The sequence below is a fragment of the Phenylobacterium sp. P4_E10 genome (assembly GCF_056401675.1).
In genome coordinates this window covers 127030-151741 of sequence record NZ_JBFUIW010000012.1, presented here as the reverse complement: position 1 = coordinate 151741, position 24712 = coordinate 127030, and the positions used below count along the sequence as shown (strand labels likewise).

The following is a 24712-nucleotide window of genomic DNA, read 5'->3' as shown; positions in this document are numbered from 1 at the left end:
CAGCCGGCCGTTGATCCGGCCCCAGCCGGTCACCACCCCGTCGCCCGGCACCCGGTTGTCGGCCATCCCGAAGTCCACCGCCCGGTGCTCGACGAACATGTCGAACTCCTCGAACGAGCCCTCGTCCAGCAGCAGGTCCAGCCGCTCGCGCGCCGTCAGCTTGCCCTTGGCGTGCTGGCTCGCAATCCGCCGCTCGCCGCCCCCAAGCCGAGCCTCCCCACGACGCTTCTCTAGCTCTTCCAGGATGTGCTTCACGCGCGATCTCCGACTTGGCCGTCAAAAGCCGTAGTCGGACGATACACCCCTGGCAACAATGTGCTCAGAGCGCCTTGAACCAGCGCTCCAGCATGCGGGCCTCTTCCAGCAGGCGGGAGGTCCGCTCTGCGGCCTCCTCGTCCACGCCCCACTTCTCTTCCTGATAGGCCTCGTCGATCCGCGAGAGGCTCCACGCCTCCTCCGCAGTCAGCCAGCCGCGCTGGAGGGCGAAAGCCAGGACCGCGGAGCCGAATAGCGGCGTACCAAACGCGACCCCGGTCAGGGCGAAGTCGTCTAATTCCAAGGCCAGAGACTCGACCTTGGCCAGCGTCTCCTCGGGTTGCTCGGCGTGGACGATCCCGGTGGCGCGCTGGAAGACCAGGGCTAACTCCTGCTCAGCGCGGCGCAACACGGGCTCCCAGCCGGCGACCTGGCGCTCATAGAGGCTGTTGCCGCTTTCCGAGAAATAGCAGAGCAGATCCGAGGCTGCGTACTGGGCGATCTGCGCGGCGGTCGGCTCGCGAGCCTGCGGCACCGCCTCGGTGGCGGTGAAGGCCAGGCGGCTGACGTGCATCGCCGCCAACTCGATGTGCTTGCCCTGGGCGTCCCACTCGGCGGCGACCATCTCGGCCAGGGCGCGAGTCGGCACGGTCAGCTTGCCCCCCTTGGGCGAGCGAACATTGCGGCCGTCGAGCTTGACCGAGAAGCCTCCCTCCTCCGCAACGACGCTGACGTCCTTGTAGAAGCGCTTGGGCTTTTCGCCCGGCTCGATGAAACCCTTCTGCACGCTCGCCTCCTTGGCCGCAGGATACCGACCGCGCAGCCGGACGCTCCAATGACCGGCGCTGGCGCATTGCGCAAGCTGAGGCATGTCGGCGATGCTGGGGCGATGAGCGAAATCGTCCTCACTCCGCGCGACCTCAACCGCATCCTGCTGGCTCGCCAGATGCTGCTGAAGCGCGAGCCGATCGGGCCGGTCGCTGCCCTGGAGCGTCTGTTCGCAGTGCAGGCCCAACTGCCCCGCGCGCCGTTCCTCGGCCTCTGGGCGCGGCTGGAGGGCTTTTCCCACCAGGACCTCCTGGACGCCGTCCACGCGCGCCAGGTGGTGCGTTCGACCATGATGCGCGGCACCCTGCACCTGGTCAGCGCCGACGACGTGCTGGCCTTCCGCACGACCATTATGCCGCCTCGCGACGTGACCCTGCCCTGGGGTCACAAACCCACTCAGGAGGTGCTGGACGCCGTCCTGGAGATTGGCCGCGCGCACTTCGGCCCGGCGCCCCGCGACTTCGAGAGCGTGCGCCAGGTGCTGGAGGCCGATGGTTTCGATCCGGTGCGGCCGCTGGCCTTCGCCGTGCGCATGTTCCTGCCGCTGGTGCAGGCGGCCTCCGATGCCCAGTTTGGGCACGAGCCCGGGGGCGAGTTCACCCTGGTCAAGACCTGGCTCGGCCGTGACGAGCAAGCCGAGCCGCAACCAGCCGCCCTCGCCCGCCGCTACCTGGCCGCCCATGGCCCCAGCCTGCCCGCCGACCTCTCGGGCTGGTCGGGAATGAAGGCCGCGGCCTCCGTGCTGGAATCGCTCGGTGACGAGATCGTGACCTTCAAGGACGAGCGTGGGCGCCGGCTCTACGACCTCAAGGACGCGCCACGCCCTGACGGATCCGACCCCGCGCCGGTGCGGCTGCTGGCCGACTTCGACGGAGCGATACTCGGCCGCGCCGACCGCACTGGCGTCATCCGCCCCGAGCACGCGCCGCTGATGGCCAGCAAGAACGGCTTGATCCCGGCCATGGTGCTGGTCGACGGCGTCGTGGTCGGAACCTGGCGCATCGAGACCAAGAAGAAGTCCGCCGCCGCCAGCGTCCGTTTGTTCGCCAAGGTCGCCGCCCGCGACCGCAAGGCCGTCGAGGCCGAAGCGATTTCGGCCGCGAAGTTCCTGGCGCCCGAGGCGGCGGCGAGCGTGACCTTCGAGGACTAGCGCTTCTTGCGTGAGCGGAACGGCTCCGGATCGGCTTCGTGCTCGTCGAAGCCGAAGCGGGCGAAGCCTTCCTTCAACTCCTTGCTGATCGGCGCTTCGAGAATGAGCGTGCCGCGCGAGGGGTGCGGGATGGTCAGTCGCCGGGCGTGAAGCTGCAGCTTCAGCGGTCCGGAGACGTCGGCCGAGGCGTCGTTCTTGTACTTCGGATCGCCGAGGATTGGGTGCCCCATGGCCAGCATGTGCGCGCGAAGCTGGTGCGTGCGCCCGGTGTGCGGCCGCAGCGCCATCCAGGCGACGCGGTGCGCCGCGCGGCTGATGGTGACGAACTCGGTCTCGGCCGGATCGGCGTTGGGGTCCTTGGGATCGGCCGGAACCACCATCTCGCGGTCGCCGACGCCCTTCTTGACCAGATGCAGTTCCATCACCCCTTCGGAGGGCTTGGGATTGCCGACCACCAGCGCCCAATAGGTCTTCTCCGCCCGGCGGCGGGCGAACGAGCCGGAGAGCTTCGCGGCCGCGCCAGGCGTCTTGCCCAGCACCAGCACGCCGGAGGTGTCGCGGTCGAGTCGGTGAACCAGTCGCGGACGCTCCAGACCCTCGCCCCAGGCGCTGAGCAGCCGGTCGACGTGCTTGAGGGTCTTGGTGCCGCCCTGCACCGCCAGACCGGCGGGCTTGTTGAGGACCAGCACCTCCTCGTCCTCGTAGATCACGAGTGACTTGGCGTAGGCGATGTCGCGCGGGTCGAGACCCGGCTTCTTGTCGCCGGCCTTGGGCGCGTCAGGCAGAGGCGGGACGCGGATCATCGCGCCAGCGCTCAGCCGCTGGTCGGGCTTGGCGCGCGAACCGTCCACGCGGATCTGACCTGAGCGGGCCAGCTTCTGGATCTGGATCTGCGAGACGTGCGGCCAGCGGCGACGGAACCAGCGATCCAGGCGAACGCCGTCCTCACCTGGATCGACGGCGATATTGCGAACCTCCCTCACGCGAACGCCCTCCGCGCCAGCATCAGGCCCGCGAACAAGGCGGTGATCGACAGCAGGACCGAGGCGGTGGCGTAGGAGAACGCCTGCCCGTAGGCGCGCCGCTCGATCATCAGCGCGGTTTCCAGCGAGAAGGCTGAGAATGTCGTGAAGCCGCCCAGCACGCCGACGCCCAGCAGCACCCGCAGACGCTCCTGATCTGCGCCGCCGCGGTGGGCCAGCCAGCCCGCCAGCAGACCCATGGCCAGGCCGCCTGAGACATTGGCGATGAAGGTGCCAAACGGCCAGCCTGGCCCCCAAAGCCGAAACGCCTGCACCCCGACTCCATAGCGCGCCACAGCGCCCGCCGCGCCGCCTGCGGCCACCAGAAATACCTTTTCCATGCGCCCTTATGCGACGCACCACCCCTCCCGCGCAAACGGTCGGTTAAGCCAGGTCCGCCATGTTCTCGAACCTGCTGGCTTTTCTGGATGACGTGCGTGGCGCGCGAGACTGGTGTTGAGGCGACCGTCGGACCTTCCGAGGGACTGCCGCCCTGGACCTTCGTGACCGCGGAGCGGCGCATCTTCGCGCTCGACTATGCCATCGAGGAGCTTGTCAGCCTGAAACACTCGGCCGCCGCCGCGCTGCGGGTCCGGCCGGTGGTGCGCCATGTGAAGACCGGTACGATCATCCCGACCTGGGTTTACGGGCGGTTGTCGGACGCCGACATGGAGACGATCGACCGGGCCACGGTCGATTTCGCCGGACGCCTGCAACCCTCCGAGGCCGAGGCCAAGCTGCCGCTGATTATCCCGCAGTCGTTCCGCACCCTCGCTGGCCGACGCGGCCGCGCAGCGCTGACGCTGGCGACAAAGGGCTCGACGAAGGCGCTTAAGGCCCAGGTGATCGTCGAACTGACCGACATCGACCGAGGCACGCCGCCGGGTCGCCTGGACGAGGTGTCCAGTCTCGTCGGTGCGCTCTGCAAGGGCGTGTTCGCGCGCCTGCAGCCGGGACGCGATTCCATCGCCCCGATCCGCGAGACTCGGTTGCAGGGCGTGACCTTCGATGTCGGCGACCTCGCTGGTCCCGATCCTGACGCCGCCGGCGCGCTTCTGGAGGCCGGCGAACAGATGCAGGGCCTCGCCCCGCTGTTGATAGCCCAGGGGCTGGCGTCCGAGGTGTTCTTCGCCGTCGCCGAAGTGGCCGGGTTCACGCACGTGACCCTCCGGGCAGCGAGCGACGGCCCGGGCTAGGACGGCGGAGCGATGCTGTTGCGGACCTGGCGGGCGTCATAGGCGTCCAAGCCATCGGGCCGCGGCCCTTTCCCCATCAGGATCTCGAGCGTCTGATGCATCATCGGCCCGCCGCCGAGGTTGAAGGTGGTCCCAACGCCAACCCCGACTCCGCTGCTGTTATAGGCCCCGCCGCCGCTGCCGCCGCCGGCTCCGAGCGAGAATTGCGGACCGCTGGCGTTTCCCACCTGGGCCATGTAGCGATCGACCACCCGGAACCAGTCATAGCCGTCGTCCAAGGTCAGCTGCGCCGACCGCAACAGGGCATAGTCGGAAACCTGGGCTGCCGTGGCGCCAGATCCGCCGCGGAACGTCACCCGATAGCGCCCCGGCTCGATTTTCAGCTCGGAATAGCCGACCCCGCCCTCTCGCGTGGCTGGGGCGAAGACGGTCGGGCTGCTGGCGCAGCCGCCGAGCGCAGCGCACAGAAGGGCCGCGGCCATGAAGCGTCGCATCGACTGGACTCCTTCGCGGATCTCAGGAGCGCTAACGGCCAAGCCTGCCGGGCGTTCCGTCAGCCCAGGCCCAGCGCCTCGATCATCGCCTGCATATCTGCCGGGACAGGCGCCTCGATGCGCTTCGTCCCCCCTTCCGGATGCGGAAAAGCCAGGGCCGCCGCATGCAGCATCAGTCGCGGAACTGGGCGGCCAGCCGCCACCAACGCCCCGCCATAGCGGGCGTCGCCTGCGATCGGCCGACTGATGGAGGCCAAGTGCACGCGGATCTGATGCATGCGACCGGTTTGGGGATTGAGCTCAAGCAGCGCCGCCGCCTCCCCCCGCGACAGGGTTCGATAACGGGTCAGCGCGCTCTCGGCGTCGGCATGGTCGGCGTCACAGACCCGCATATAGGCTTCGCGCCCGGACTCCTCACGGCGCAATGGCGCCTCAATGACGCCGGAGGCCGGCTCGGGCGCACCCGGAGTCACGATCGCCTGGTAGGTCTTGGTCAGACGTCGGCCCATCATGTGCTTGCCGAGGAAACCTGCGGCCGGCTTGGTCTTGGCCGTCAGGATCACCCCGGACGTGTCGCGGTCCAGGCGGTGGATCAGTCGCGGCCGCGCCTTGCCGGGCTTGGCGAACGCCCACAGCAGCTCGTCCAGCGTGTTGACCTGCCCGCGCCCGCCCTGGCTGGAGAGGCCGGCCGGTTTGTTCAGGGCCATGACCTGCCCGTCCTCATAGATCACCAGGCTGCGGACCAGGGCGATCTCTTCGGCGCTGAGCTGAACGGGCTTCGGCTCAGACTTGGTCTTCGGCGGGGTGCGCGGTTTCACTTCTGGCGGTTCCGCTGCTCGGCCCAGCGGTCGAGGCGCTCCTTGATGCGGGCTTCGACGCCCTCGCCCTTCGGCCGGTAGAAGCTCTGCCGCTCCATGCCCTCCGGGAAGTAGTTCTGGCCGGAAAATCCGCCCTCGACGTCGTGGTCGTAGGCGTAGCCCTTGCCGTAGCCCAGGTCCTTCATCAGCTTGGTCGGGGCGTTGCGGATATGGGCCGGCGGCATCAGCGAACCGGTCTCCCGCGCAGCCCTCTGGGCGGACTTGAAAGCGGCGTAGACGGCGTTGGACTTGGGGGCCGCCGCCAGGTGCACGACCACTTGGGCCAGGGCAAGCTCTCCCTCCGGACTGCCCAGGAAATCGTAGGTGTCCTTGGCGGCGTTGGCCAAGACCAGGGCCATCGGATCGGCCTCGCCGATGTCCTCGACGGCCATGCGGATCAGCCGCCGGGCGATGAACAGCGGATCCTCGCCGCCGCCCAGCATCCGCGCCAGCCAGTAGAGCGCGGCGTCCGGGTCGGAGCCGCGCACCGATTTATGGAGGGCCGAGATGAGGTTGTAGTGCTCCTCCCGGTCCTTGTCGTAGGCCGGGCTGCGCTTCTGAAGGACCTGACCCAAGTCCTTGATCGACAAAGGCTTCGCGGTCCCGATGTTGAACAGGGTCTCCGCCAGGGTCAGCAGGTATCGGCCGTCGCCATCGGCCATCGCCACCAGGGCCTGACGGGCCTCGGTCTCCAGCGGGAGTTCGCGCTTCTCGTGCTCCTCGGCCTTGGCCAGCAGGGATTCCAGCGCTTCATCGTCCAGGCGCTTGAGGACGTACACTTGGCTGCGCGACAGCAACGCGCCGTTGAGCTCGAACGACGGGTTTTCGGTCGTGGCTCCCACCAACGTGACGACGCCCTCCTCGACGAAGGGCAGGAAGCCGTCCTGCTGGGCGCGGTTGAAGCGGTGGATCTCATCGACGAACAGGAGGGTCGACTGGCCGGCGGCCCGCCGCATCCGCGCCTGCTCGAACGCCTTCTTCAGATCGGCGACCCCTGAAAACACCGCCGAGATCTGCTGGAACTCGTAGCCGGCCTCCTTGGCCAGCAGCCGGGCGATCGTGGTCTTACCGGTCCCGGGCGGGCCCCAAAGGATCATCGACGACAGCCGCTTGGCCTCAGCCATGCGACGGATCGGCCCGTCGGGCCCCAGCAGGTGTTCCTGTCCCACGACCTCGCTGAGGCGCTGCGGGCGCAGTCGGTCTGCGAGCGGCGACGGCGCGTGGGGCGTCAGACCCGCAGCTTCGAATAGATCGGCCATGGGGCGTTCTAGCGCCCTTCGCCTAGGTCCGGAAGTTGGCGGTCACTTCCTGGCCATTGCGCTCGATAGTCACCTGCCATTGGCCTTGGCCTGAACCCAGCACGCCGGTCAGGTCGCGGACGCTGCCGATCTCCTGTCCGTTGACGCGCTTGACCACGTCGCCCGGCCGCAGGCCCGCATTCATCGCGAAGCCGCGGGCGATATTGGTCACCAGCACGCCACGCCCCAGGAACGGGTCGAGCCCCAGTTCCTCGGCCACCGCCGGAGACAGATTGACCACGGTCGCGCCATCGAAGGGATTGCGACCGCTGATCACCCGTTCGTCCCGGGCCGGCGAAGCGGGAGGCGGTTCGGCCCTCATGGTCAGTTGCTGCTCGCCGGAACCGCGACGCACGCCAAGCCGGATGGTGTCGCCTGGCCGGCGCGAGGAGACCGCGTAGGAGACCGCCGCGGCGTCGACGGCCTGGTGGCCATCGACCGAGACGATGATGTCGCCCTGGCGCAGGCCCGCACGAGCGGCCGGGCCGTTCGGCCAGATGTCTGCCACCAGCGCCCCCTGGGGCGTGCTCATGCCCATACTGCGGGCCATCTCGGCGCTCACGGTCTGGGTGCGCGCGCCAAGCCAGGGGCGAACCACGGCCTGACCGCCGCCAGCGGCGGTCTCGACCACACGCCGGACGATGGCGGCAGGCACGGCGAAGCCGACGCCGGACGAGGTGCCTGAGCGCGAGAGGATGAAGCTGTTCACCCCGATCAGGTCGCCGTCCATGTCGATCAGGGCGCCGCCGGAATTCCCGGGGTTAATCGCCGCGTCGGTCTGGATGTAGGCGTTGGAGGCGTCGCCGTTCGGATCGGCCGTGCGATTGAGGGCGGAAATGATGCCGTTGGTCACGGTTTGTCCGACGCCGAAGGGGTCGCCGATGGCCAGCACCAGGTCGCCGACCTGGGCCTCGCCCGAATCGTCGATGGCCAGGGTCGGCAGGCGCTCGTTGCCGACGTCGATCTTCAGCACGGCCAGGTCAGTGCGCGGGTCGGCCAGCAGCACCCGGGCGGTGTATTCGCGACGGTCAGCCAGGGCGACCGTGATCTCCTGACCGCCCTCGACCACGTGGTTGTTGGTCACCACGATGCCGTCGGCGCGGACAATGACGCCCGAGCCCAGCGACCCCTGAACGCGGTCGCGCGGGGCGCCCATGCCGAACATCTCCCAGAACGGATCGGGCCGCTGGCGCACCAGGCGCTTGGAGGAGATGTTGACCACCGCAGGGGCGGCTCGCTTCACCACAGGGGCGAAGGAGGACTTCATCGTCATGCTGTCGCTGGGGGCCGCGCGGGTCGGCTGGGCGAGCGGCGGACTCTGGGCGTTCGATTTGGCTGAAGGGTCCGAGCAAGCCGCCAGAACGGCTAGGGCGGGAATCAGGACGCGATAGGCGCGCATAGAGTCTCCAGGCATCGTCTCTTGCCTCGCACCTTGTTGAGATTTCAGGCGCAATGATGGCGCTGCTTTAGCCCGGCGCAAGCGGAGCTCCCTATTCCGCAGGCGCTCCGGCCGCGGCCGGAGTCCGTCCGACCCGCAGGGCCAGCAGGAACGCCGCGGCCAAGAGACCGGCTGCGAGGAAGATCGCCAGGCCTGGCTCGTGGAACTGGTTCTCGTGCCGGATCGACCAGGCGAAGGTCATGCCGAACAGCACCGGGCCGATCACCGAGGCGATGCCCTGCAGTCCCTGGTTCGCGCCCTGTAGCTGGCCCTGGGCCGAGGGCTCCACCCGACGGGTCATCAATCCCTGCAGGCCCGGCATCAGGAAGTTCATCAGCGCGAAGACCGGGATGCCGATCAGGTACGCTGCGCCCGTCGGCGCGAAGCCATAGATGGCGAAGCCGGTGGCCCCGGCGGCGGCTCCCAGAAGCAGCGCGCCGCGCTCGCCGATCCGGGCGACCACGGGGCCGACAAGCAGCGTCTGCACCACCACCCCGGCGATGCCGGTGCCCATCATGGTCAAGCCCATGAAGCTGGGCGTCCAGCCGTACCGATAGCCGGTGTAGAGCACGAAGATCGATGGCAGCACGGTGTGCGCCAGCTGGAAGAGGAAGCCGACGCTGGCCAGGCCCAGTAGGTCATTGTGAGCCCGCAGGAAGGCCAGAGAGCCGACCGGATTGGCCCGCTTCCAGTCGAACTTGGCCACGCGCTTCTCTGGCGGCAGCGATTCCGGCAGCACGAAGAAGCCGTAGAGCCAGTTGATGGCGGTCAGGCCGGCGGCCACGAAGAACGGAAGACGCAGGTCGATGTCGCCGAGAAATCCGCCCATCACCGGGCCGACGATGAAGCCGAACGAGAACGCCGAGCCCATCCATCCGAAGGCCTTGGCCCGCTTGTCCGGCGGGGTGACGTCGGCGACGTAGGCGTTGGCCGTCGAGAAGCTGGCGGCGGTCAGGCCGTTGATCACGCGCCCGACGAAAAGCCAGGCCAGGCTGGGCGCCAAGGCCATGAACAGGAAGTCGATGGCCAGCCCGCCGAACGAGATTAGCAGGATCGGCCGGCGGCCGTAGCGATCCGACAGCATGCCCAGGATCGGGCCGCAGAACAGCTGCATCACCCCCCAGACCGCGCCGAACACCACGTTCCACTCGGAAGCGGCGGCGGTGTCACCGCCCGCGAATTCCTTGATCAGGTTGGGCAGCACCGGGATCATGATCCCGAACGAGATCGCGTTGATCACCGCGGCGGCGAAGATGAAGCGGAAGGCGGCCGTCCAGCGCTTCGGGTCCGCGCCGCTGGCGCCGGCTGCTGGCTCTGTCATGTCTTCCTCCGGTTGGCCGCTTCGGCCTTATGTCGGTTCACTATCATATCCCCGGCAGTCCTACCCCGACGTGTCGCGATACGATGTCAGCAGGGTTCGCCACCACTCCGCCAGCCGCATAAGCAGCGCTTCGTCGGGGAATCCGTGCCGGGCTGCGCCCTCCGGCACCTGGTCGAAGCCGCGATGATCGACGCTGACTCGGGTCTCCTCGCCGACGGCCTCGAACCCCACCTCGACCTCGGTGTGAAGGTCCGGCGGGAAGTTGGCCTGGCGCCAGGAGAAAACCAGCCGGTGTGGCGGATCCCAGACGCGGACCTGGCCGATCTCGAAGACCTTGCCGTTCGCGAGGGTCTCAATTAGGCGGCCGCCCTCCCCGGGTTCGAAGGCCAATAGGCCAGGCGCACGCGGCGTGGTCTGGAAGAGGCCGTTCGGCCGCCACCAGGCTCCGATCTCCTCGACGAAGGCGGCGAAGGCCCGCTCGGGCGAAGCCTTCACCCGCAGCGCCACATACACCTTGGAGCTCACGGTGCGCTCTCGACGTGAGCCTTGAAGGCGGCAAGTTGCTCGCTCCAGAGCCGCTCGCTCTCCTCCAGCCATCTTAGAAGGTGAACCATGGGTTCGGGCCTCAAGGCGTAGATGCGCACGCGCGCGTCGAATTCCGGATGGCTCTCCTCGACCAGCCCGCTCTCGCGCAGGGCCCGCAGATGCCGGCTCATGGTCGGGGCCGTCAGACCGAGTGCGCGGGCCAGCTCACCCGCTGGCCGCGGGCCGCGGACGAGCAGGTCCACGGCGGCGCGGCGGTGCGGATCGGCCAGGGCGGCCAGGGTCGCGTCGAGCTTGGCGGCCGCGCTCATATCCAGCCGGTGATCTTCAGGCCGCTGGCGGCCTCGGCCTCTTCGCGACTGACCGACTTCACCGTCTGCGAGACGGTCCAGATGTGGCCCTCGGGGTCCCGGCAGCGATAGGTCCGGTCGCCATAAAACTGGGTTTCCGGCTCAGCGATGATCTCCGCTCCGGCCGCCTTGGCCCGTTCGAAATGGGCGTCAACATCGGTCTCGATTTCAATGCTGACGGTCTGGGTGTTCTTGCCTCCGACCGAACTCGGGCTCTTGTGGTCTTCGCTCCACTCCTGGCCGATCATCACGTAGCCGTCGCCGAAGCTCATCTGCGAGTGGACGACATTGCCCTCGGCGTCCTCGAGCAGCATGCTCAGCTCGAAGTCGAAGGCCTTCTCAAGCCAGGCCAGGGCGGCCCGCGGGTCCTGGTAGAACAGGGCCGAGCGAAATCCGGCGGACATGGGGTCTCTCCTTCAGGTCTTGATCGCGTGGCCGGTCGCCTGTTCCATCTCCTGCACGGAGAGGGACTGGACCGTCTGGCCAAACGACCAGGGGTGCTCTTCCAGATCGCGGCAGGTGAAGACGCGGTCGCCGTATGGCTGATCGGCCGGTTCGCGCTCGATCTTCGCGCCAGCGGCGCGGGCTCGCTCGCAGAGCGCGTCCAGCCCGTCTTCCAACTGCACATGCACCGACTGCGTGGCCCGGCCGCCGATCGCCGCCGGGCTGACGGCGCTGCCCGAGGGGGGGCCGACCACCATGATGTAGCCGTCGTGCAGCCGGAGCTCCGAGTGGATCACCCCGCCCTTGCCGTCCTCGACCACCATGCGGGTCTCGAAGCCGAAAGCCCGCTCGAGCCAGCCGATGGCCGCCATGGGGTCTTGGTACCAGAGCAGCGGACCGATGGTGGGAAGCTTGGTTCGATCACTCATCTCACGCCTCCTTCGGCAATGCGGTGTGGACCTTCAGGCCGGTGGCCGCGGTCATCTCCTCGAAGCTGACGATCTGGAGCTCCTGGCTGAAGGTCCAGACGTGGCCCTCCAGGTCGCGGGCGCGATACGTACGCGCGCCATAGAACTGATCCTGCGGCTCCTGGGTGATCGTCGCTCCCGCTGCCCGCGCCACCTCGCAATGCGCGTCCAGCCCGTCCTCAAGCGCGACGTGAATGAACTGGGTAGCGGCCCCTTCGAGCGAGACCGGGCTGAGCATGCGCGCGCCGCCCAGCACCTCGCCCGCCCATTCGCCGGCGACGCCGATACCGCAGTTGCGGAACGTCATCTCCGCATGGCCCACCTTGCCGTCGGCGTCGGTGAGCAAGAGCGTGGTTTCGAAGCCGAACGCCGCTTCGAGCCAGCGCAGGGCGGCCATCGGGGCGCGATAGAAGACTGTGGGTGTGACGGCGGATCTCAGGTCGCTCATGGGCGCCTCCCGGATACGATTTCACAATCCTACAATAGTTTCCCGTTTTCGCAATCAATAATCACGGGCGATCCTTCACGGCGCCAGGGCGGCGTCGGACAGGGTGCGACCGCCGTCGTTCGGCTCCGCCTTCACGGCCAACAGGTCTGTCAGCACCCCATAGACATCGACGTTGTCGGTGGTGGGGGTGACGACGCCGCGCCGGAAGCCGGGGCCATGACCGATGAACACCGCCGCCATTTCCGGCGCATAGGGGTCAAAGCCATGGTCGCCGCCCCTGAGCGGCCGCTTGGCGACCCACTCGCGGGTGGTGATCTCCCAGCCAGTCTGCGACAAGCAGAAGATTGGCGAGACCCGGCGGTGGGTCCCGAACTGGTAGCGCGCCGGGATCTCGCCTTTGCGCCAGCAGGTCATGTGATCATGCGGCTTGATGAGCGCCGCCTCGACCTCGGCCTCGCGTCCGGCGGCGGGGTAGTAGGACATGAAGGCGCCCTGGGCGACCGACTGGCCGGCGTCCTTGGGCAGTATCTCCTCGATATAGATCGCCCGCTCCGGCGCGACCGGCGCCATGCCATGATCGGCGGTGATGACCAGGTTGGCGGTCAGCCCCCGGGCGGCAAGGCCATCCATCAGCCGGCCGACCGCTGCATCCGTCCGCCGAACCATGTCGTTCAACTCCGGCGAATCCGGCCCGCTCCAGTGACCCGCGGTGTCGATCTCGTCGAAATAGAGGGTCACGAACCGGGGCCTCTCGGCGGCGGGAGCGTCCAGCCAGGTCAGCACCTGGTCCACCCGCGCCGTCGCCTGCAGCGCTTGGTTGAATGGCAGCCACAGGCTCGGCCGCACGCCATGGATCGCCGCCTCCGAACCCGGCCAGAACATGGTGGCCGAACGTATTCCCGCCCGCTCGGCGCTCACCCAGATCGGCGTGCCGTCGTTCCACCAGCGCTCGTCTGTCACGGCCGCCTTATTGGACAGTGCGAACTTCACGCCCGGGATCTCCGGATCGAGCATGTTGTTGTCGACGATCCCGTGGTGGTCGGGGCGCTGGCCGGTCACCAGGGTGTAGTGGTTGGGGAAGGTCTTGCTCGGGAACGACGGCCGGATCGCGCCGTGGACGCCCTCCTCCGCCAGCCGCGACAGGTTCGGCGTGATCCCTCGATCGAGGTAGTCGGCTCGGAAGCCGTCAATGGAGACCAGGATCAACAGAGGGGGCGGCGGCTTGGCCGTCAGCTCCGGCTGGGCCGGAAGCTGCGCGCAGGCGGCAAGCACCAGGATGGCGAGGGCGCCGGCCCAAAAGTTTCGGATCAGACTCATGACAGCCAAGCTAGCCGACTGTCGTGACAACCACACATAGCAAAAGCCCCGGACGTTCCCATCCGGGGCTTCGCTGAAGTCTTTTGGTCGGGTCGGCTTATTCGTCGCCGAAGGCGCTGACCTGCACGGGGCCCGAGTCCTTGCCCTTTTCAGCCGGGTCGCGATCCACGAACTCGATCACGGCCAGCGGGGCGTTGTCGCCGTAGCGGTAGCCGGCCTTCAGGACGCGGATGTAGCCACCCTGACGTTCATTGTAGCGCGGGCCGAGGACGGCGAAGAGCTTGCCGACTTGTTCGACGTCGCGAACCTTGCTGATCGCCTGACGGCGGGCGTGCAGGTCGCCGCGCTTGGCCAGAGTGATCAGCTTTTCGACGACCGGACGCAGTTCCTTGGCCTTCGGCAGAGTCGTGACGATCTGCTCGTGCTTGATCAGGCTCGCCGCCATGTTGGCGAACATCGCGGTGCGGTGAGCGGTCGTACGACCCAGTTTGCGGTGGGCTTTGCCGTGACGCATTTCATATCTCCTGGGCCGCTTGGCCCGCTGGACGCTCCCGATCCCCGAGAAGACGTCCTTGCCTGATCAAGTCCCAGCCTGCTCCCGCCTGGGTCAACACGAAGCGCCGGGGACCTCCACCGCGATTGCGGCTTCCTCGGGCCCAGGCCGCCGAAGCGGCCCGAAGTCGGCGCACGGAACACGTTGGGCGGAAGCCGCCCGAACGTGCTCCAATTCTATAGTCCAAGATCCGCCAGGCAGATCTTGGAAGGCCTTACATCTGATCGTCGAACTTCTTGGCGAGTTCTTCGATGTTCTCAGGCGGCCAGTTCGGGACGTCCATGCCGAGATGCAAGTTCATGCCCGCGAGCACTTCCTTGATCTCGTTCAGCGACTTGCGGCCGAAGTTCGGGGTACGGAGCATCTCCGCCTCGGTCTTCTGGATCAGGTCGCCGATATAGACGATGTTGTCGTTCTTCAGGCAGTTGGCCGAGCGGACCGAGAGCTCGAGCTCGTCGACCTTCTTCAGCAGCGCCGGGTTGAACGGCAGTTCCGGCTTGCTCTCGCCTTCGACCTTCTTCTTCGGCTCTTCGAAGGTGATGAAGATCTGCAGCTGGTCCTGGAGGATACGGGCGGCGAAGGCCACTGCGTCCACCGGCGAGATCGCGCCGTTGGTTTCCACTTCCATGATCAGCTTGTCGTAGTCGAGGCTCTGCCCCTGACGGGTCGGCTCGACGCGGTAGGCGACGCGCTTTACCGGCGAGAACAGGCTGTCGACGGCGATGAGGCCGATCGGGGCGTCTTCCGGGCGGTTATGCTCGGCGGACACGTAGCCCTTGCCGTTGTTGACCGTGAACTCCATGCGCACGGTGGCGCCGTCGTCCAGCGTGCAGAGCACATGGTCGGGGTTCAGCACTTCGATGTCCGACGGGACTTCGATTTGGCCAGCGGTCACGGCGCCCGGCCCCGTAGCCTTCAGCGTCATACGCTTGGGGCCTTCGGAGTGCATGCGCAGCGCCAGCTGCTTGATGTTCAGGACGATGTCGACAACGTCCTCGCGAACGCCTTCCAGCGACGAGAACTCATGCACAACGCCGTCGATTTGGACGGCGGTGACAGCCGCGCCCTGCAGCGACGACAGAAGCACCCGGCGGAGGCTGTTGCCGAGCGTCACCCCGAAACCGCGCTCGAGCGGCTCGGCCACCAAACGCGCCTTGCGGTTCGCGTCGGTTCCGGCTTCGATCAGCGGCTTCTCGGGACGGATAAGCTCGTTCCAGTTTCTTTCGATCACGTAGAGATGTCCCTCGAAACGCAGGATCGCCGGACACGAAATGCTCGGTCCGGCGCGTGGGGAGTGCGGTACTGCGGTACTTAGACCCGCCGGCGCTTCGGCGGACGGCAGCCGTTGTGCGGGATGGGGGTCACGTCGCGAATGGTGGTGATCGTCATGCCGACCGCCTGAAGCGCCCGCAGAGCCGACTCACGCCCAGAACCCGGGCCCGAGACGTTCACTTCCAGGGTCTTCACGCCATGCTCGGCAGCCTTCCGGCCGGCGTCCTCGGCCGCCATCTGGGCGGCGTAAGGGGTCGACTTCCGGGAGCCCTTGAAGCCCATCATGCCGGCCGACGACCAGGAAATGGTGTTCCCCTGCGCGTCCGTGATGGTGATCATGGTGTTGTTGAACGAGGCGTTCACATGCGCCACGCCCGAAGTGATGTTCTTGCGTTCGCGGCGTTTGACGCGAGCCGGTTCTTTGGCCATCGCTAGGTTCTCTTACTTCTTCTTGCCGGCGATCGGCTTGGCCGGACCCTTGCGGGTACGGGCGTTGGTGTGGGTGCGCTGGCCACGGACCGGCAGACCCTTGCGGTGACGCAGGCCGCGGTAGCAGGCCAGATCCATCAGCCGCTTGATGTTGACAGCGGTCTCGCGACGCAGGTCGCCCTCAACCACGTAGTCGCGGTCGATCGCTTCGCGGATCTGCAGCACCTCGGCGTCGGTCAGCTGATTGACGCGGCGAGCGTCCTCGATGCCAACCTTCTGGACGATCTCCTTGGCTTTCGCCTGGCCGATCCCATGGATGTACTGCAGCGCGATGACGACGCGCTTGTTAGTCGGAATGTTGACGCCAGCGATACGGGCCACGCGTTGAATCTCCTAGTCACGCAGAGAAGCGCGAACGGCGCCCCGGCCCAGAATCCCAATGGGAAGGCCGGCACGTCCTTCGCGCCCTTTCGCGGAAGCGCACCGTTATAGGGAACGTTGCGTTTCCGTCAATGGAGCAATCGCAGGAATCTGAAGGTTTTCAGACTCCAACAATCGCTGGGCGGTTTGGTGCTGGGTCTCAGGCCTCGAGGGCCTGGTCGATTCCAGCAGCCACTTCTTCGATCGAGCCCATGCCGTCCACCTCGGCCAGTTTTCCTTGGCCTTGGTAATAGGGCAGCAGCGGCGCGGTTTGGTCGTTGTAGGCCGAGAGCCGCACCTTGAAGCTCTCAGGATTGTCGTCGGCGCGGCCCGACTCGGCGAACCGGCCGGCGACGCGCTTCAGCAGTTGCTCGTCGTCCACCTTGAGGCGGACCACTAGATCGATTCGCGCCCCGCGCTTGGCCAGCATCGCGTCAAGCGCTTCGGCCTGAGCGAGGGTCCGCGGGAACCCGTCGAAGATGGCGCCGCCGGCCGCTTCGGCCTCAGGCAGACGCTCTTCGATAAGCGCGATGACGATCTCGTCGGTGACCAGCTCGCCGCGCTGCATGACGCCTTCGACACGCTTGCCGAGCTCGGAGCCCGAGGCGATCGCGGCGCGCAGCATATCTCCGGTGGAGAGCTGGACCATCTTGCGGCCCTCGACCAGACGTTTGGCCTGAGTGCCCTTCCCCGCCGCCGGCGGGCCGAACAGAATCAAATTCATCGCTTTAAAAATTCCCCTCCCCGGCCACCCCTTTGGCCGGTCGCTCCTTAGCGTGCGCGTCCCCCGCGCAGCTTGGATTTCTTGATAAGGCCTTCGTACTGGTGCGCGAGCAGGTGCGACTGAATCTGGGTCACCGTATCCATCGTCACGCTGACCACGATCAGGATCGAGGTGCCGCCGAGGTAGAACGGCGCCTTGAAGTAGCCGATCAGCGCCTCAGGCATCAGGCAGACGAGGGTGATGTAGCCGGCGCCGATCACCGTCAGACGGGTCAGCACGTAGTCCAGGTACTCCGCGGTCCGCTTGCCGGGCCGGATGCCAGGCAGGAAGCCGCCGTACTTGCGCAGGTTCTCGGCGGTGTCGTCGGGATTGAACACGACCGAGGTGTAGAAGAAGCAGAAGAAGATAATCAGCAGCGCGTACAGCACCATGAAGGCGGGCTGGCCGTGCTGCAGCTGGCCCACCAGGCCGGGCAGCCATTGCGCCCAGGGCGGCAGGTTGGCGGTGGCCAGGAAGCCCATCGCGGTCGTCGGCAGCAGCAGCAGCGACGAGGCGAAGATCGGCGGGATGACGCCGGCGGTGTTGATCTTCAGCGGCAGGAACGACGTGTCGCCGCCGAACATCCGGTTGCCTTGCTGGCGCTTGGGATACTGCACCAGCAGGCGGCGCTGCGAGCGCTCCATGAAGACGATGGCGAACACGACGGCGATGGCCAGGGCGATGATCGCGAACATCGCGAACGCCGACAGCGAGCCGGTCCGGGTCATCGTGAACATCTGCCAGATCCCGGTTGGCAGGACCGCGACGATGCCGGCGAAGATGATCAGCGAGACGCCGTTACCGACGCCGCGGCTGGTGATCTGCTCGCCCAGCCACATCAGGAACAGAGTGCCACCAGTCAGGGTGACGACCGTCGAGGCCAAGAAGAACAGGCCCGGATTGAGCACGAGGCCAGGGCTGTTCTGCAGCCCGGTGGCGATGGCGAACGACTGGAACAGCGCCAGCACGACCGTCAGGTAGCGGGTGTACTGGTTGAGTGTCTTGCGGCCCGCCTCCCCGCCTTCCTTACGCAGCTTCTCCCACGGCGGATAAACCGTGCCGAGCAGCTGAACGATGATCGAAGCCGAGATGTAAGGCATCACGTTCAGCGAGAAGATCGCCATCCGTTGGACGGCGCCCCCCGAGAACATGTTGAACATGCCGAGGATGCCCTTCGACTGGCCTTCGAAGGCCTGTGCGAAGGCGGCCGGATCGATGCCGGGGATCGGGATATAGGTCCCGAGCCGGTAGGCGATCAGCGCCCCCAGAGTGAACAAGATGCGCTTGTGCAGCTCCGTCGCCTTTTGGAAGGCGCCGAAGTTCATGTTTGCGGCGAGCTGTTCGGCGGCCGAAGCCATTTAGAACCCCAGACTGAAGGACCGCACGTAAATAGGGCGTCCGTCCTGCGCTGTCATCCGGCGTCGATCCGACCGGCCCCACTTTGAGCGGGACAGGTCGTCACACGACGCCGGATGGTCGGCTTTTGGGACCCCGCCGAAGCGGGGCTCGTCTTGCTTATTCGGCGGCTTCGGCGGCGGCCGGAGCGGTCGTCGTGACCTTGCCGCCGGCCTTTTCGACGGCGGCCTTGGCCGCGGCCGAGGCCGCATAGACGGTGATGTCGATTTTCGACTTCAGTTCGCCCTTGCCCAGCAGACGCACGCCGTCCTTTTCACGACGCAGCACGCCGGCGGCCACCAGGGCCTTGCCGTCGATGGCCTTCTTGGCGTCGAGCTTGCCGGCGGCGATCGCCTGCTCCAGGCGCCACAGGTTCACTTCGGCGAATTCCTTGGCGAAGGGATTGTTGAAGCCGCGCTTCGGCATACGCATGTGGAGCGGCATCTGGCCGCCTTCGAAGCCGTTGATGGCGACGCCGCTGCGCGCCTTCTGGCCCTTCACACCGCGACCGCCGGTCTTGCCCTTGCCCGAACCCGGGCCGCGGCCGACGCGCATGCGATTCTTGGTGGAGCCTTCGCGGGGGCTCAGTTCGTTGAGCTTAGTCATATGACGCCTCTCCTTGGAGATCTGTCGCCCGGACCCTTGTCCAGACTCGGCTGATTTCAATCTTGGCCGCCGAAACGGCCGAAGAGGCGACGCTTTTGGCGCCGCCTCTCCTAAACGTCCAGTCGAAAGGCGTTTTAGCCTTCGACCACTTCCACCATGTGCTGGACCTTGGCGATCATCCCGCGAACGGACGGGGTGTCTTCAAGGACCGACTCGCGGCCGATGCGATTCAGGCCCAGACCGATGAGGGTCGCGCGCTGATCGCTCTTGCGGCGGATGGGGCTCGCCGTCTGACGAACGGTCACCTTAGCCATGGATTACTCTCCGTCAGCGGCGGCCACCGCCGCGCTGTCGGCCTTGCGGCCCAGCACGTCAGCAACCTTCTTGCCGCGCTTGGCGGCGACCTGGCGGGGCGAAGACTGAGCCTTCAGCGCCTCGAAGGTCGCGCGCACCATGTTGTAGGGGTTCGACGAGCCGACCGACTTGCCGACGACGTCCTGGACGCCGAGGGTTTCCAGCACGGCGCGCATCGGACCGCCGGCGATGACGCCGGTGCCCGGAGGAGCCGAGCGGACCATGACCTTGCCAGCGCCCCAACGGCCGTTGCCGTCGTGGTGCAGGGTGCGGCTCTCGCGGAGCGGCACTCGGATCATCGACTTCTTGGCTTCTTCGGTCGCCTTGCGGATGGCTTCCGGCACTTCACGCGCCTTGCCATGACCGTAGCCGACGCGGCCCTTCTGATCGCCCACCACCATCAAGGCGGCGAACGAGAAGCGCCGGCCGCCCTTCACAGTGGCCGCGACGCGGTTGATGTGAACCAGCTTCTCGACGATTTCGGAATCGACCCGCTCATCTTGCGGGGCGCCCCGGTCACGACCGCGACGCTGACCGCCGCCTTCGCCACGTTGTTCGTTTCCACGAGCCATCAGCGTACCCTTAGAAGTTCAGGCCGGCTTCGCGCGCGGCGTCGGCCAGGGCTTTCACCCGGCCGTGGTAGATATAGCTGCCACGATCGAAGACGACGTCCTTGACACCCTTTTCGATGGCGCGTTGCGCCACGAGCGCGCCCACGCGGGCGGCGGCGTCCTTGTCAGCACCCTTGGCCTTGTCGCCTTCCAGCGTGGAGGCGGCGGCCAGGGTCACGCCGCGTTCATCATCGATGATCTGGGCGTAGATGTTCTTGGACGAGCGGAAGACCGACAGACGCGGCCGACCATTCGCCACCGACCGCAGGCGGATGCGCGTGCGCTCAGCGCGGCGCTTGGCGGTGTCACGGGGTTTAAGAGCCATGGCCTACTTCTTCTTGCCTTCCTTGCGGCGAACCTTTTCGCCGGCATAGCGCACGCCCTTGCCCTTGTAGGGCTCCGGCGGACGCAGGCGACGGATCTGCGAGGCGATCTCGCCGACGACCTGCTTGTCGATGCCCGAGATCTTGATCTCGGTCTGCTTCGGCACGGCGAAGGTGACGCCGGCGGGCGGCGGCACGTCCACGTCGTGGCTGAAGCCCAGCTGCATGGAGAGCGCATTGCCCTTCATCGCCGCGCGATAACCAACGCCGACCAGTTCAAGGGTCTTCTCGAAGCCTTCCGTCACGCCCTGGACCATGTTGGCCACCAGAGTGCGCGAAAGACCCCACATGGCTTGCGCCCGCGTGGTTTCGACCCGCTTGGTCAGGAGGAGCTCAGCGCCCTCCTGCTTGACTTCGATTTCGTCGGCCACGGTCCAGGCGAGCTGGCCCTTGGGGCCCTTCACCGTGACGGTCTGGCCGTCGATGGTCACCGTCACGCCCGAAGGGACGGCGACCGCCTTCTTTCCAATCCGCGACATCTTAGTAGACCCGCAACAGGACTTCGCCGCCCACGTTCGCGTCACGCGCGGCCGTGTCCGACATGACGCCCTTCGGCGTCGACAGGATCGAGATACCCAGGCCGTTCTTGATCGGCTTCAGGTCCTTGATCGACGAATAGACGCGGCGACCAGGCTTCGAGATCCGCCGGATCTCAGCGATCACCGGCTGGCCGTCGAAGTACTTCAGCTCGATCTCGAATTCCGGGAAAGCGCCCGGCTTCTGAACGAGTTGATAGCCGCGGATGTAGCCTTCCTCGGCGAGCACGTCGAGGACGCGCGCACGCATCCTCGAGGCCGGCGTGGAAACCTTGGAACGGCCGCGGGTAGCGGCGTTCTTGATGCGGGCGATCATATCGCCAACGGGGTCGTTCACCATGAGACCCTCCTCACCAGCTCGACTTGACGAGGCCAGGAATCTGGCCGTTCGAACCGAGTTCGCGCAGCGCGATCCGGCTCATCTTAAGCTTGCGATAGTAGGCGCGCGGACGGCCCGTGACTTCGCACCGGTTACGGATGCGGGTCTTGGACGAGTTACGCGGCAGTTCGGCGAGCTTCAGCCGGGCTTCGAAGCGTTCTTCGAGCGGCAGGCTCTCGTCGTTGGCGATCGCCTTGAGGGCTTCACGCTTCGCGGCGAATTGCTTCACCAGCTTGCGGACCATCTCGTTGCGATTGACAGCGCTTTTCTTGGCCATTTGTTCTTTCCTTCCCGCCGTTACGCTTGAACGAACGGGAACTGGAATTCCCGGAGAAGCTGACGCGCTTCTTCGTCGGTCTTCGCAGTCGTGGCGACGATGATGTCCATGCCCCACATCTGATCGATCTGGTCGTAGTTGATCTCCGGGAACACGATGTGTTCCTTCAGACCCATGGCGTAGTTGCCACGACCGTCGAACGAGGTGGGCTTCAGGCCCCGGAAGTCCTTCACGCGCGGCAGAGCGATCGTGATCAGACGGTCCAGGAACTCGTACATGCGGTCCTTGCGAAGAGTGACCTTCGCGCCGACCACCATGCCTTCGCGCAGCTTGAAGCCGGCGATGGAGTTACGGGCCTTGGTGGCGACCGGCTTCTGACCAGCGATCTTGGTCAGATCGGCGATCGCGGCTTGCACCTTCTTGGAGTCGGTCACGGCTTCGCCGATGCCCATGTTCAGGACGATCTTGTCCAGCTTGGGGATCTGCATTTCGTTCGAGTAGCCGAACTGTTCCTTCATCGCCGCGCGGATGCGCTGGCGATATTCGGACTTAAGCCGGGGTTCGTAAGCTTGCTCAGCCATTGATCACCTCACCGGTCGTCTTGGCGACACGGACCTTCTTGTCGCCTTCGACCCGGAAGCCGACGCGGGTCGGCTTACCCTTGGAGTCGACGATCGCCACATTCGAGATGTGGAGCGCCGCTTCCTTGCTCTTGATGCCGCCTTGCGGATCCGTCTGCGTCGGACGGGTGTGACGCTGAACCAGGTTCAGGCCTTCCACGACGACGCGGTCTTCCTTGGGCAGCACGCGCAGGACGGCGCCTTGACGGCCCTTGTCCTTGCCCGTGAGGACGACAACGCGGTCGCCCTTCTTGATCTTCGCAGCCATCACAGCACCTCGGGGGCGAGCGAAATGATCTTCATGTGGTTCTTCGCGCGCAGTTCACGGGGAACCGGGCCAAAGATCCGCGTGCCGATCGGCTCGGATTGCTTGTTCACGATGACGGCGGCGTTTTTGTCAAAACGGATCACCGAACCATCCTTGCGCTTGATCGCCGAGGACGTGCGCACGACGATCGCCTGCAGCACGTCACCCTTCTTCACGCGACCGCGCGGGATGGCTTCTTTCACAGAGACGACAATCTTGTCGCCAACACCGGCGTAGCGACGACCAGCGCCGCCAAGCACCTTGATGCACATCACACGACGGGCGCCGGAATTGTCGGCGACCTCGAGGTTAGTCTGCATCTGAATCATGGGATGAGACTTTCTTTAAGAGGCTTGCTGGGTGGCGCCCTTCGGCAGCGCTTCCCAGGTCTTGGTTTTGGACTTCGGCGCGCATTCGATGATGCGGGCGATGTCGCCGGCCTTGTAGACGTTGGCCTCGTCATGGGCGTGGTACTTCTTCGACCGACGGACGGTCTTCTTCAGCACCGGATGCAGGAAGGTACGCTCGACCTTCACCACGATCGTCTTGTCGCCCTTGTCCGAGACGACGACGCCTTCGAGAATTCGCTTCGGCATGTTCGTTGTCTCCTTAGGCCGCGGTCTGCTTGGAACGCAGGACGGTCTTGATCCGCGCGATGTCCTTGCGGACTTCGTCCACACGGTGGGTCTTCTCGACCTGGCCCGTCGCCGCCTGGAAGCGCAGGTTGAACTGCTCCTTCTTCAGGTTCAGCAGAGCTTCGCCGAGTTGGTCGGGCGTCATGCCCCGGATATCGTCGATTTTCATCACGCGTGCTCCACGGCGGCGTCGATGCGGGTGACGATGCGGGTCTTGACCGGAAGCTTGGCAGCGCCGAGGCGCAGGGCTTCACGGGCGACATCGTCCGGCACGCCGTCGATTTCAAACATGATGCGGCCCGGGTGAACGCGCGCGGCCCAGTACTCGACCGCGCCCTTGCCCTTACCCATCCGCACTTCGGCCGGCTTGTCGGTGACCGGCACGTCCGGGAAGATCCGGATCCACACGCGGCCTTGGCGCTTCATCTGGCGAGTGATTGCCCGACGAGCCGCTTCGATCTGACGAGCGGTGATGCGTTCCGGTTCGACGGACTTCAGACCATAGGAACCAAAGTTCAGCGAGAAGCCGCCCTTGGCCGTTCCGTGGATCTTGCCCTTGAACTGCTTACGGTACTTGGTTTTCTTCGGAGACAGCATGGCTCTACCTTAGGCTCCAGCTTGCTCACGGCGGTCACGGCGCGGGCCGCGGTCACCACGGTCGCGATCACGGCCGCCGCCCTCGCCGGCCGGGCCGGATTCGGTGGCCAGGCGCTTGTCGAGAGCCATCGGGTCGTGGTCGAGGACCTCGCCCTTGAAGACCCACACCTTGACGCCGATGATGCCGTAGGTGGTCGAAGCTTCGGTCACGCCGTAGTCGATGTCGGCCCGCAGGGTGTGACGCGGAACGCGACCCTCGTGGTACGATTCGGTACGGGCGATTTCGGCGCCGCCCAGACGGCCGGCCACTTCGATACGCATGCCCTTCGCGCCCAGACGCATCGCGCTTTGCAGCGAACGCTTCATGGCGCGACGGAAGGCGACGCGGCGCTCGAGCTGCTGGGCGATGTTCTCGGCCACCAGCTGGGCGTCGGTTTCCGGCTTACGGATTTCGACGATGTTCAGGTGAACTTCGCCTTCCGTGATCGCCGCAACGTCCTTGCGCAGCTTGTCGATGTCCGCACCCTTCTTGCCGATGATCACGCCAGGGCGCGCGGCATAGATGGTGATGCGGCACTTCTTGTGGGGACGCTCAATGATGATCCGCGAAACGCCGGCTTGATACAGGCGCTTCTTCAGCTGCTTACGGATCTTGAGGTCCTCATGCAGGAGCTTGCCGTAGTCCGCCTTCTTGGCGAACCAACGCGAGTCCCACGTGCGGTTGATGCCGAGGCGAAGCCCGACCGGATTGACTTTTTGACCCATCAGGCGGCCTCACCCAATTCGCGGACCACGATGGTGATCTCGCTGAACGGCTTTTCGATGCGCGAAGCGCGGCCGCGAGCGCGGGCGGCGAAGCGCTTCATCACCAGGTTCTTGCCCACGAAGGCCTCGGCGACGACCAGGTTGTCGATGTCGAGGTTGTGGTTGTTTTCGGCGTTCGAGATGGCCGAGTAGAGCGCCTTGCGCACATCGCGAGCGATGCGCTTGTGGCTGAACTCCAGCTCGTTGAGGGCGCGTTGCACCTTCAGGCCGCGGATCGACTGAGCCACTAGGTTCAGCTTACGCGGGCTGGTGCGCAGGGTCGTGACCTTGGCCATCGCCTCAACGCCGGTCAAACGGCGCGCTTTAGCTTGCTTTGCCATGG

General features: G+C 66.2%; 38 protein-coding genes. 2 read left to right on the top strand and 36 right to left on the bottom strand.

The genetic code is table 11. From position 1 onward, the window contains the following. The coding region (locus AC1DQJ_RS15300) for a carboxyl transferase domain-containing protein (RefSeq protein WP_477604769.1) at positions 1–255 on the bottom strand (255 nt) is incomplete at its 3' end. Between the two features lie 64 nt (positions 256–319). Continuing rightward, the gene (locus AC1DQJ_RS15295) at positions 320–1042 is read right to left on the bottom strand and encodes an ATP12 family chaperone protein (protein WP_477604767.1); all 723 of its coding nucleotides are present in this window, start codon (positions 1040–1042) and stop codon (positions 320–322) included. 48 nt (positions 1043–1090) lie between these two features. Between AC1DQJ_RS15295 and AC1DQJ_RS15290 the strand changes: the two genes are divergently transcribed. Further along, positions 1091–2233 carry a winged helix DNA-binding domain-containing protein gene (locus AC1DQJ_RS15290; protein ID WP_477604765.1) on the top strand — a complete coding sequence of 381 codons (1143 nt, stop codon included), beginning with the start codon at positions 1091–1093 and terminating at the stop codon, positions 2231–2233. Here the strand turns inward: AC1DQJ_RS15290 and AC1DQJ_RS15285 are convergent. Both AC1DQJ_RS15285 and crcB read right to left on the bottom strand, forming a co-directional pair. After that, a complete protein-coding gene (locus tag AC1DQJ_RS15285; protein ID WP_477604763.1) occupies positions 2230–3216 on the bottom strand; it encodes an RluA family pseudouridine synthase in 987 nt (328 codons plus the stop codon). The genes AC1DQJ_RS15290 and AC1DQJ_RS15285 overlap by 4 nt on opposite strands. Next, on the bottom strand, positions 3213–3596 hold the full coding sequence (crcB, locus tag AC1DQJ_RS15280; protein ID WP_477604761.1) for a fluoride efflux transporter CrcB: 384 nt from the start codon (positions 3594–3596) through the stop codon (positions 3213–3215). Before crcB ends, AC1DQJ_RS15285 begins: the two co-directional genes overlap by 4 nt. A 96-nt stretch (positions 3597–3692) precedes the next feature. Here crcB and AC1DQJ_RS15275 point away from each other — a divergent pair, with 96 nt between their 5' ends. Further along, the gene (locus AC1DQJ_RS15275; RefSeq protein ID WP_477604759.1) at positions 3693–4451 is read left to right on the top strand and encodes a hypothetical protein; all 759 of its coding nucleotides are present in this window, start codon (positions 3693–3695) and stop codon (positions 4449–4451) included. Here AC1DQJ_RS15275 and AC1DQJ_RS15270 read toward each other — a convergent pair. The 32 genes from AC1DQJ_RS15270 to rplV form a co-directional block, all read right to left on the bottom strand. Continuing rightward, positions 4448–4945 carry a CC0125/CC1285 family lipoprotein gene (locus AC1DQJ_RS15270; RefSeq protein ID WP_477604757.1) on the bottom strand — a complete coding sequence of 166 codons (498 nt, stop codon included), beginning with the start codon at positions 4943–4945 and terminating at the stop codon, positions 4448–4450. The genes AC1DQJ_RS15275 and AC1DQJ_RS15270 overlap by 4 nt on opposite strands. A gap of 59 nt (positions 4946–5004) precedes the next feature. Then, on the bottom strand, positions 5005–5763 hold the full coding sequence (locus tag AC1DQJ_RS15265; RefSeq protein WP_477604755.1) for an RluA family pseudouridine synthase: 759 nt from the start codon (positions 5761–5763) through the stop codon (positions 5005–5007). Next, positions 5760–7061 carry a replication-associated recombination protein A gene (locus tag AC1DQJ_RS15260; RefSeq protein WP_477604753.1) on the bottom strand — a complete coding sequence of 434 codons (1302 nt, stop codon included), beginning with the start codon at positions 7059–7061 and terminating at the stop codon, positions 5760–5762. The genes AC1DQJ_RS15265 and AC1DQJ_RS15260 overlap by 4 nt, the downstream gene beginning before the upstream one ends. 22 nt (positions 7062–7083) lie before the next feature. After that, a complete protein-coding gene (locus tag AC1DQJ_RS15255) occupies positions 7084–8499 on the bottom strand; it encodes a Do family serine endopeptidase (RefSeq protein ID WP_477604751.1) in 1416 nt (471 codons plus the stop codon). Between the two features lie 91 nt (positions 8500–8590). Next, complete coding sequence (locus tag AC1DQJ_RS15250; protein WP_477604749.1) at positions 8591–9859, bottom strand: TCR/Tet family MFS transporter; 1269 nt, start codon at positions 9857–9859, stop codon at positions 8591–8593. A gap of 60 nt (positions 9860–9919) precedes the next feature. Then, positions 9920–10384, bottom strand: a complete 465-nt coding sequence (locus AC1DQJ_RS15245; RefSeq protein WP_477604747.1) for an SRPBCC family protein — start codon at positions 10382–10384, stop codon at positions 9920–9922. Next, positions 10381–10713, bottom strand: a complete 333-nt coding sequence (locus tag AC1DQJ_RS15240; protein ID WP_477604745.1) for an ArsR/SmtB family transcription factor — start codon at positions 10711–10713, stop codon at positions 10381–10383. The genes AC1DQJ_RS15245 and AC1DQJ_RS15240 overlap by 4 nt, the downstream gene beginning before the upstream one ends. Beyond that, the gene (locus tag AC1DQJ_RS15235; protein WP_477604743.1) at positions 10710–11156 is read right to left on the bottom strand and encodes a VOC family protein; all 447 of its coding nucleotides are present in this window, start codon (positions 11154–11156) and stop codon (positions 10710–10712) included. Before AC1DQJ_RS15235 ends, AC1DQJ_RS15240 begins: the two co-directional genes overlap by 4 nt. Positions 11157–11168: 12 nt before the next feature. Continuing rightward, on the bottom strand, positions 11169–11624 hold the full coding sequence (locus tag AC1DQJ_RS15230) for a VOC family protein (RefSeq protein ID WP_477604741.1): 456 nt from the start codon (positions 11622–11624) through the stop codon (positions 11169–11171). Between the two features lies 1 nt (position 11625). Continuing rightward, positions 11626–12111 (bottom strand): VOC family protein, encoded by a 486-nt coding sequence (locus tag AC1DQJ_RS15225; protein WP_477604739.1) that lies wholly within the window; start codon positions 12109–12111, stop codon positions 11626–11628. Positions 12112–12186: 75 nt separating this feature from the next. Further along, positions 12187–13428: an alkaline phosphatase family protein gene (locus AC1DQJ_RS15220; protein WP_477604737.1), complete on the bottom strand. Its 1242-nt coding sequence runs from the start codon at positions 13426–13428 to the stop codon at positions 12187–12189. 97 nt (positions 13429–13525) lie between these two features. Beyond that, positions 13526–13942, bottom strand: a complete 417-nt coding sequence (gene rplQ / locus AC1DQJ_RS15215; protein ID WP_477604735.1) for a 50S ribosomal protein L17 — start codon at positions 13940–13942, stop codon at positions 13526–13528. Positions 13943–14195: 253 nt separating this feature from the next. Then, entirely contained in the window at positions 14196–15212 is a 1017-nt protein-coding gene (locus AC1DQJ_RS15210; RefSeq protein WP_477604733.1) for a DNA-directed RNA polymerase subunit alpha, read from the bottom strand. Between the two features lie 80 nt (positions 15213–15292). Next, positions 15293–15682 (bottom strand): 30S ribosomal protein S11, encoded by a 390-nt coding sequence (gene rpsK, locus AC1DQJ_RS15205; protein ID WP_056018114.1) that lies wholly within the window; start codon positions 15680–15682, stop codon positions 15293–15295. A gap of 12 nt (positions 15683–15694) precedes the next feature. Next, positions 15695–16063, bottom strand: coding sequence for a 30S ribosomal protein S13 (rpsM, locus tag AC1DQJ_RS15200; RefSeq protein WP_331929450.1), 369 nt, complete (start codon positions 16061–16063; stop codon positions 15695–15697). 199 nt (positions 16064–16262) lie between these two features. Beyond that, positions 16263–16826: an adenylate kinase gene (locus AC1DQJ_RS15195; protein ID WP_477604730.1), complete on the bottom strand. Its 564-nt coding sequence runs from the start codon at positions 16824–16826 to the stop codon at positions 16263–16265. Between the two features lie 47 nt (positions 16827–16873). Then, the gene (gene secY, locus AC1DQJ_RS15190; protein WP_477604728.1) at positions 16874–18223 is read right to left on the bottom strand and encodes a preprotein translocase subunit SecY; all 1350 of its coding nucleotides are present in this window, start codon (positions 18221–18223) and stop codon (positions 16874–16876) included. 157 nt (positions 18224–18380) lie between these two features. Next, positions 18381–18866 (bottom strand): 50S ribosomal protein L15, encoded by a 486-nt coding sequence (gene rplO / locus AC1DQJ_RS15185; protein WP_477604726.1) that lies wholly within the window; start codon positions 18864–18866, stop codon positions 18381–18383. A 134-nt stretch (positions 18867–19000) separates the two neighbouring features. Further along, positions 19001–19180, bottom strand: coding sequence for a 50S ribosomal protein L30 (gene rpmD / locus AC1DQJ_RS15180; RefSeq protein ID WP_477604724.1), 180 nt, complete (start codon positions 19178–19180; stop codon positions 19001–19003). 3 nt (positions 19181–19183) lie between these two features. Continuing rightward, positions 19184–19792, bottom strand: a complete 609-nt coding sequence (gene rpsE, locus AC1DQJ_RS15175; protein ID WP_477604722.1) for a 30S ribosomal protein S5 — start codon at positions 19790–19792, stop codon at positions 19184–19186. 10 nt (positions 19793–19802) lie between these two features. Beyond that, positions 19803–20156: a 50S ribosomal protein L18 gene (rplR, locus tag AC1DQJ_RS15170; protein ID WP_477604720.1), complete on the bottom strand. Its 354-nt coding sequence runs from the start codon at positions 20154–20156 to the stop codon at positions 19803–19805. A gap of 3 nt (positions 20157–20159) precedes the next feature. Further along, positions 20160–20693, bottom strand: a complete 534-nt coding sequence (gene rplF, locus AC1DQJ_RS15165) for a 50S ribosomal protein L6 (protein WP_477604718.1) — start codon at positions 20691–20693, stop codon at positions 20160–20162. 1 nt (position 20694) lies between these two features. Continuing rightward, complete coding sequence (gene rpsH, locus AC1DQJ_RS15160; protein WP_477604716.1) at positions 20695–21090, bottom strand: 30S ribosomal protein S8; 396 nt, start codon at positions 21088–21090, stop codon at positions 20695–20697. Positions 21091–21100: 10 nt separating this feature from the next. Next, on the bottom strand, positions 21101–21406 hold the full coding sequence (gene rpsN / locus AC1DQJ_RS15155) for a 30S ribosomal protein S14 (protein ID WP_477604714.1): 306 nt from the start codon (positions 21404–21406) through the stop codon (positions 21101–21103). 20 nt (positions 21407–21426) lie between these two features. Beyond that, on the bottom strand, positions 21427–21987 hold the full coding sequence (gene rplE, locus AC1DQJ_RS15150; RefSeq protein WP_477604712.1) for a 50S ribosomal protein L5: 561 nt from the start codon (positions 21985–21987) through the stop codon (positions 21427–21429). Continuing rightward, a complete protein-coding gene (rplX, locus tag AC1DQJ_RS15145) occupies positions 21980–22294 on the bottom strand; it encodes a 50S ribosomal protein L24 (protein ID WP_477604710.1) in 315 nt (104 codons plus the stop codon). The genes rplE and rplX overlap by 8 nt, the downstream gene beginning before the upstream one ends. Continuing rightward, on the bottom strand, positions 22294–22662 hold the full coding sequence (gene rplN / locus AC1DQJ_RS15140) for a 50S ribosomal protein L14 (RefSeq protein ID WP_056018090.1): 369 nt from the start codon (positions 22660–22662) through the stop codon (positions 22294–22296). Before rplN ends, rplX begins: the two co-directional genes overlap by 1 nt. Positions 22663–22677: 15 nt before the next feature. Next, entirely contained in the window at positions 22678–22929 is a 252-nt protein-coding gene (gene rpsQ / locus AC1DQJ_RS15135; protein WP_477604708.1) for a 30S ribosomal protein S17, read from the bottom strand. A 13-nt stretch (positions 22930–22942) separates the two neighbouring features. After that, on the bottom strand, positions 22943–23137 hold the full coding sequence (rpmC, locus tag AC1DQJ_RS15130; RefSeq protein ID WP_056018086.1) for a 50S ribosomal protein L29: 195 nt from the start codon (positions 23135–23137) through the stop codon (positions 22943–22945). Beyond that, positions 23137–23565: a 50S ribosomal protein L16 gene (rplP, locus tag AC1DQJ_RS15125; RefSeq protein ID WP_312167004.1), complete on the bottom strand. Its 429-nt coding sequence runs from the start codon at positions 23563–23565 to the stop codon at positions 23137–23139. The genes rpmC and rplP overlap by 1 nt, the downstream gene beginning before the upstream one ends. Positions 23566–23574: 9 nt before the next feature. Beyond that, complete coding sequence (rpsC, locus tag AC1DQJ_RS15120; protein WP_477604705.1) at positions 23575–24330, bottom strand: 30S ribosomal protein S3; 756 nt, start codon at positions 24328–24330, stop codon at positions 23575–23577. Continuing rightward, entirely contained in the window at positions 24330–24710 is a 381-nt protein-coding gene (gene rplV, locus AC1DQJ_RS15115) for a 50S ribosomal protein L22 (RefSeq protein ID WP_056018081.1), read from the bottom strand. Before rplV ends, rpsC begins: the two co-directional genes overlap by 1 nt. Between the last annotated feature and the right edge of the window lie 2 nt (positions 24711–24712).

What these genes read in the sequence shown, in the direction of transcription:
- AC1DQJ_RS15290 (WP_477604765.1), top strand. Translation starts at nt 1,091, where the DNA reads ATGACCGGCGCTGGCGCATTGCGCAAGCTGAGGCATGTCGGCGATGCT.
- crcB (WP_477604761.1), bottom strand. Translation starts at nt 3,596, where the DNA reads ATGGAAAAGGTATTTCTGGTGGCCGCAGGCGGCGCGGCGGGCGCTGTG.
- AC1DQJ_RS15270 (WP_477604757.1), bottom strand. Translation starts at nt 4,945, where the DNA reads ATGCGACGCTTCATGGCCGCGGCCCTTCTGTGCGCTGCGCTCGGCGGC.
- AC1DQJ_RS15260 (WP_477604753.1), bottom strand. Translation starts at nt 7,061, where the DNA reads ATGGCCGATCTATTCGAAGCTGCGGGTCTGACGCCCCACGCGCCGTCG.
- AC1DQJ_RS15255 (WP_477604751.1), bottom strand. Translation starts at nt 8,499, where the DNA reads ATGCGCGCCTATCGCGTCCTGATTCCCGCCCTAGCCGTTCTGGCGGCT.
- AC1DQJ_RS15250 (WP_477604749.1), bottom strand. Translation starts at nt 9,859, where the DNA reads ATGACAGAGCCAGCAGCCGGCGCCAGCGGCGCGGACCCGAAGCGCTGG.
- AC1DQJ_RS15240 (WP_477604745.1), bottom strand. Translation starts at nt 10,713, where the DNA reads ATGAGCGCGGCCGCCAAGCTCGACGCGACCCTGGCCGCCCTGGCCGAT.
- AC1DQJ_RS15235 (WP_477604743.1), bottom strand. Translation starts at nt 11,156, where the DNA reads ATGTCCGCCGGATTTCGCTCGGCCCTGTTCTACCAGGACCCGCGGGCC.
- AC1DQJ_RS15230 (WP_477604741.1), bottom strand. Translation starts at nt 11,624, where the DNA reads ATGAGTGATCGAACCAAGCTTCCCACCATCGGTCCGCTGCTCTGGTAC.
- AC1DQJ_RS15225 (WP_477604739.1), bottom strand. Translation starts at nt 12,111, where the DNA reads ATGAGCGACCTGAGATCCGCCGTCACACCCACAGTCTTCTATCGCGCC.
- AC1DQJ_RS15220 (WP_477604737.1), bottom strand. Translation starts at nt 13,428, where the DNA reads ATGAGTCTGATCCGAAACTTTTGGGCCGGCGCCCTCGCCATCCTGGTG.
- rplQ (WP_477604735.1), bottom strand. Translation starts at nt 13,942, where the DNA reads ATGCGTCACGGCAAAGCCCACCGCAAACTGGGTCGTACGACCGCTCAC.
- rpsK (WP_056018114.1), bottom strand. Translation starts at nt 15,682, where the DNA reads ATGGCCAAAGAACCGGCTCGCGTCAAACGCCGCGAACGCAAGAACATC.
- AC1DQJ_RS15195 (WP_477604730.1), bottom strand. Translation starts at nt 16,826, where the DNA reads ATGAATTTGATTCTGTTCGGCCCGCCGGCGGCGGGGAAGGGCACTCAG.
- secY (WP_477604728.1), bottom strand. Translation starts at nt 18,223, where the DNA reads ATGGCTTCGGCCGCCGAACAGCTCGCCGCAAACATGAACTTCGGCGCC.
- rplO (WP_477604726.1), bottom strand. Translation starts at nt 18,866, where the DNA reads ATGACTAAGCTCAACGAACTGAGCCCCCGCGAAGGCTCCACCAAGAAT.
- rpmD (WP_477604724.1), bottom strand. Translation starts at nt 19,180, where the DNA reads ATGGCTAAGGTGACCGTTCGTCAGACGGCGAGCCCCATCCGCCGCAAG.
- rpsE (WP_477604722.1), bottom strand. Translation starts at nt 19,792, where the DNA reads ATGGCTCGTGGAAACGAACAACGTGGCGAAGGCGGCGGTCAGCGTCGC.
- rplR (WP_477604720.1), bottom strand. Translation starts at nt 20,156, where the DNA reads ATGGCTCTTAAACCCCGTGACACCGCCAAGCGCCGCGCTGAGCGCACG.
- rplF (WP_477604718.1), bottom strand. Translation starts at nt 20,693, where the DNA reads ATGTCGCGGATTGGAAAGAAGGCGGTCGCCGTCCCTTCGGGCGTGACG.
- rpsH (WP_477604716.1), bottom strand. Translation starts at nt 21,090, where the DNA reads ATGGTGAACGACCCCGTTGGCGATATGATCGCCCGCATCAAGAACGCC.
- rpsN (WP_477604714.1), bottom strand. Translation starts at nt 21,406, where the DNA reads ATGGCCAAGAAAAGCGCTGTCAATCGCAACGAGATGGTCCGCAAGCTG.
- rplE (WP_477604712.1), bottom strand. Translation starts at nt 21,987, where the DNA reads ATGGCTGAGCAAGCTTACGAACCCCGGCTTAAGTCCGAATATCGCCAG.
- rplX (WP_477604710.1), bottom strand. Translation starts at nt 22,294, where the DNA reads ATGGCTGCGAAGATCAAGAAGGGCGACCGCGTTGTCGTCCTCACGGGC.
- rplN (WP_056018090.1), bottom strand. Translation starts at nt 22,662, where the DNA reads ATGATTCAGATGCAGACTAACCTCGAGGTCGCCGACAATTCCGGCGCC.
- rpsQ (WP_477604708.1), bottom strand. Translation starts at nt 22,929, where the DNA reads ATGCCGAAGCGAATTCTCGAAGGCGTCGTCGTCTCGGACAAGGGCGAC.
- rpmC (WP_056018086.1), bottom strand. Translation starts at nt 23,137, where the DNA reads ATGAAAATCGACGATATCCGGGGCATGACGCCCGACCAACTCGGCGAA.
- rplP (WP_312167004.1), bottom strand. Translation starts at nt 23,565, where the DNA reads ATGCTGTCTCCGAAGAAAACCAAGTACCGTAAGCAGTTCAAGGGCAAG.
- rpsC (WP_477604705.1), bottom strand. Translation starts at nt 24,330, where the DNA reads ATGGGTCAAAAAGTCAATCCGGTCGGGCTTCGCCTCGGCATCAACCGC.
- rplV (WP_056018081.1), bottom strand. Translation starts at nt 24,710, where the DNA reads ATGGCAAAGCAAGCTAAAGCGCGCCGTTTGACCGGCGTTGAGGCGATG.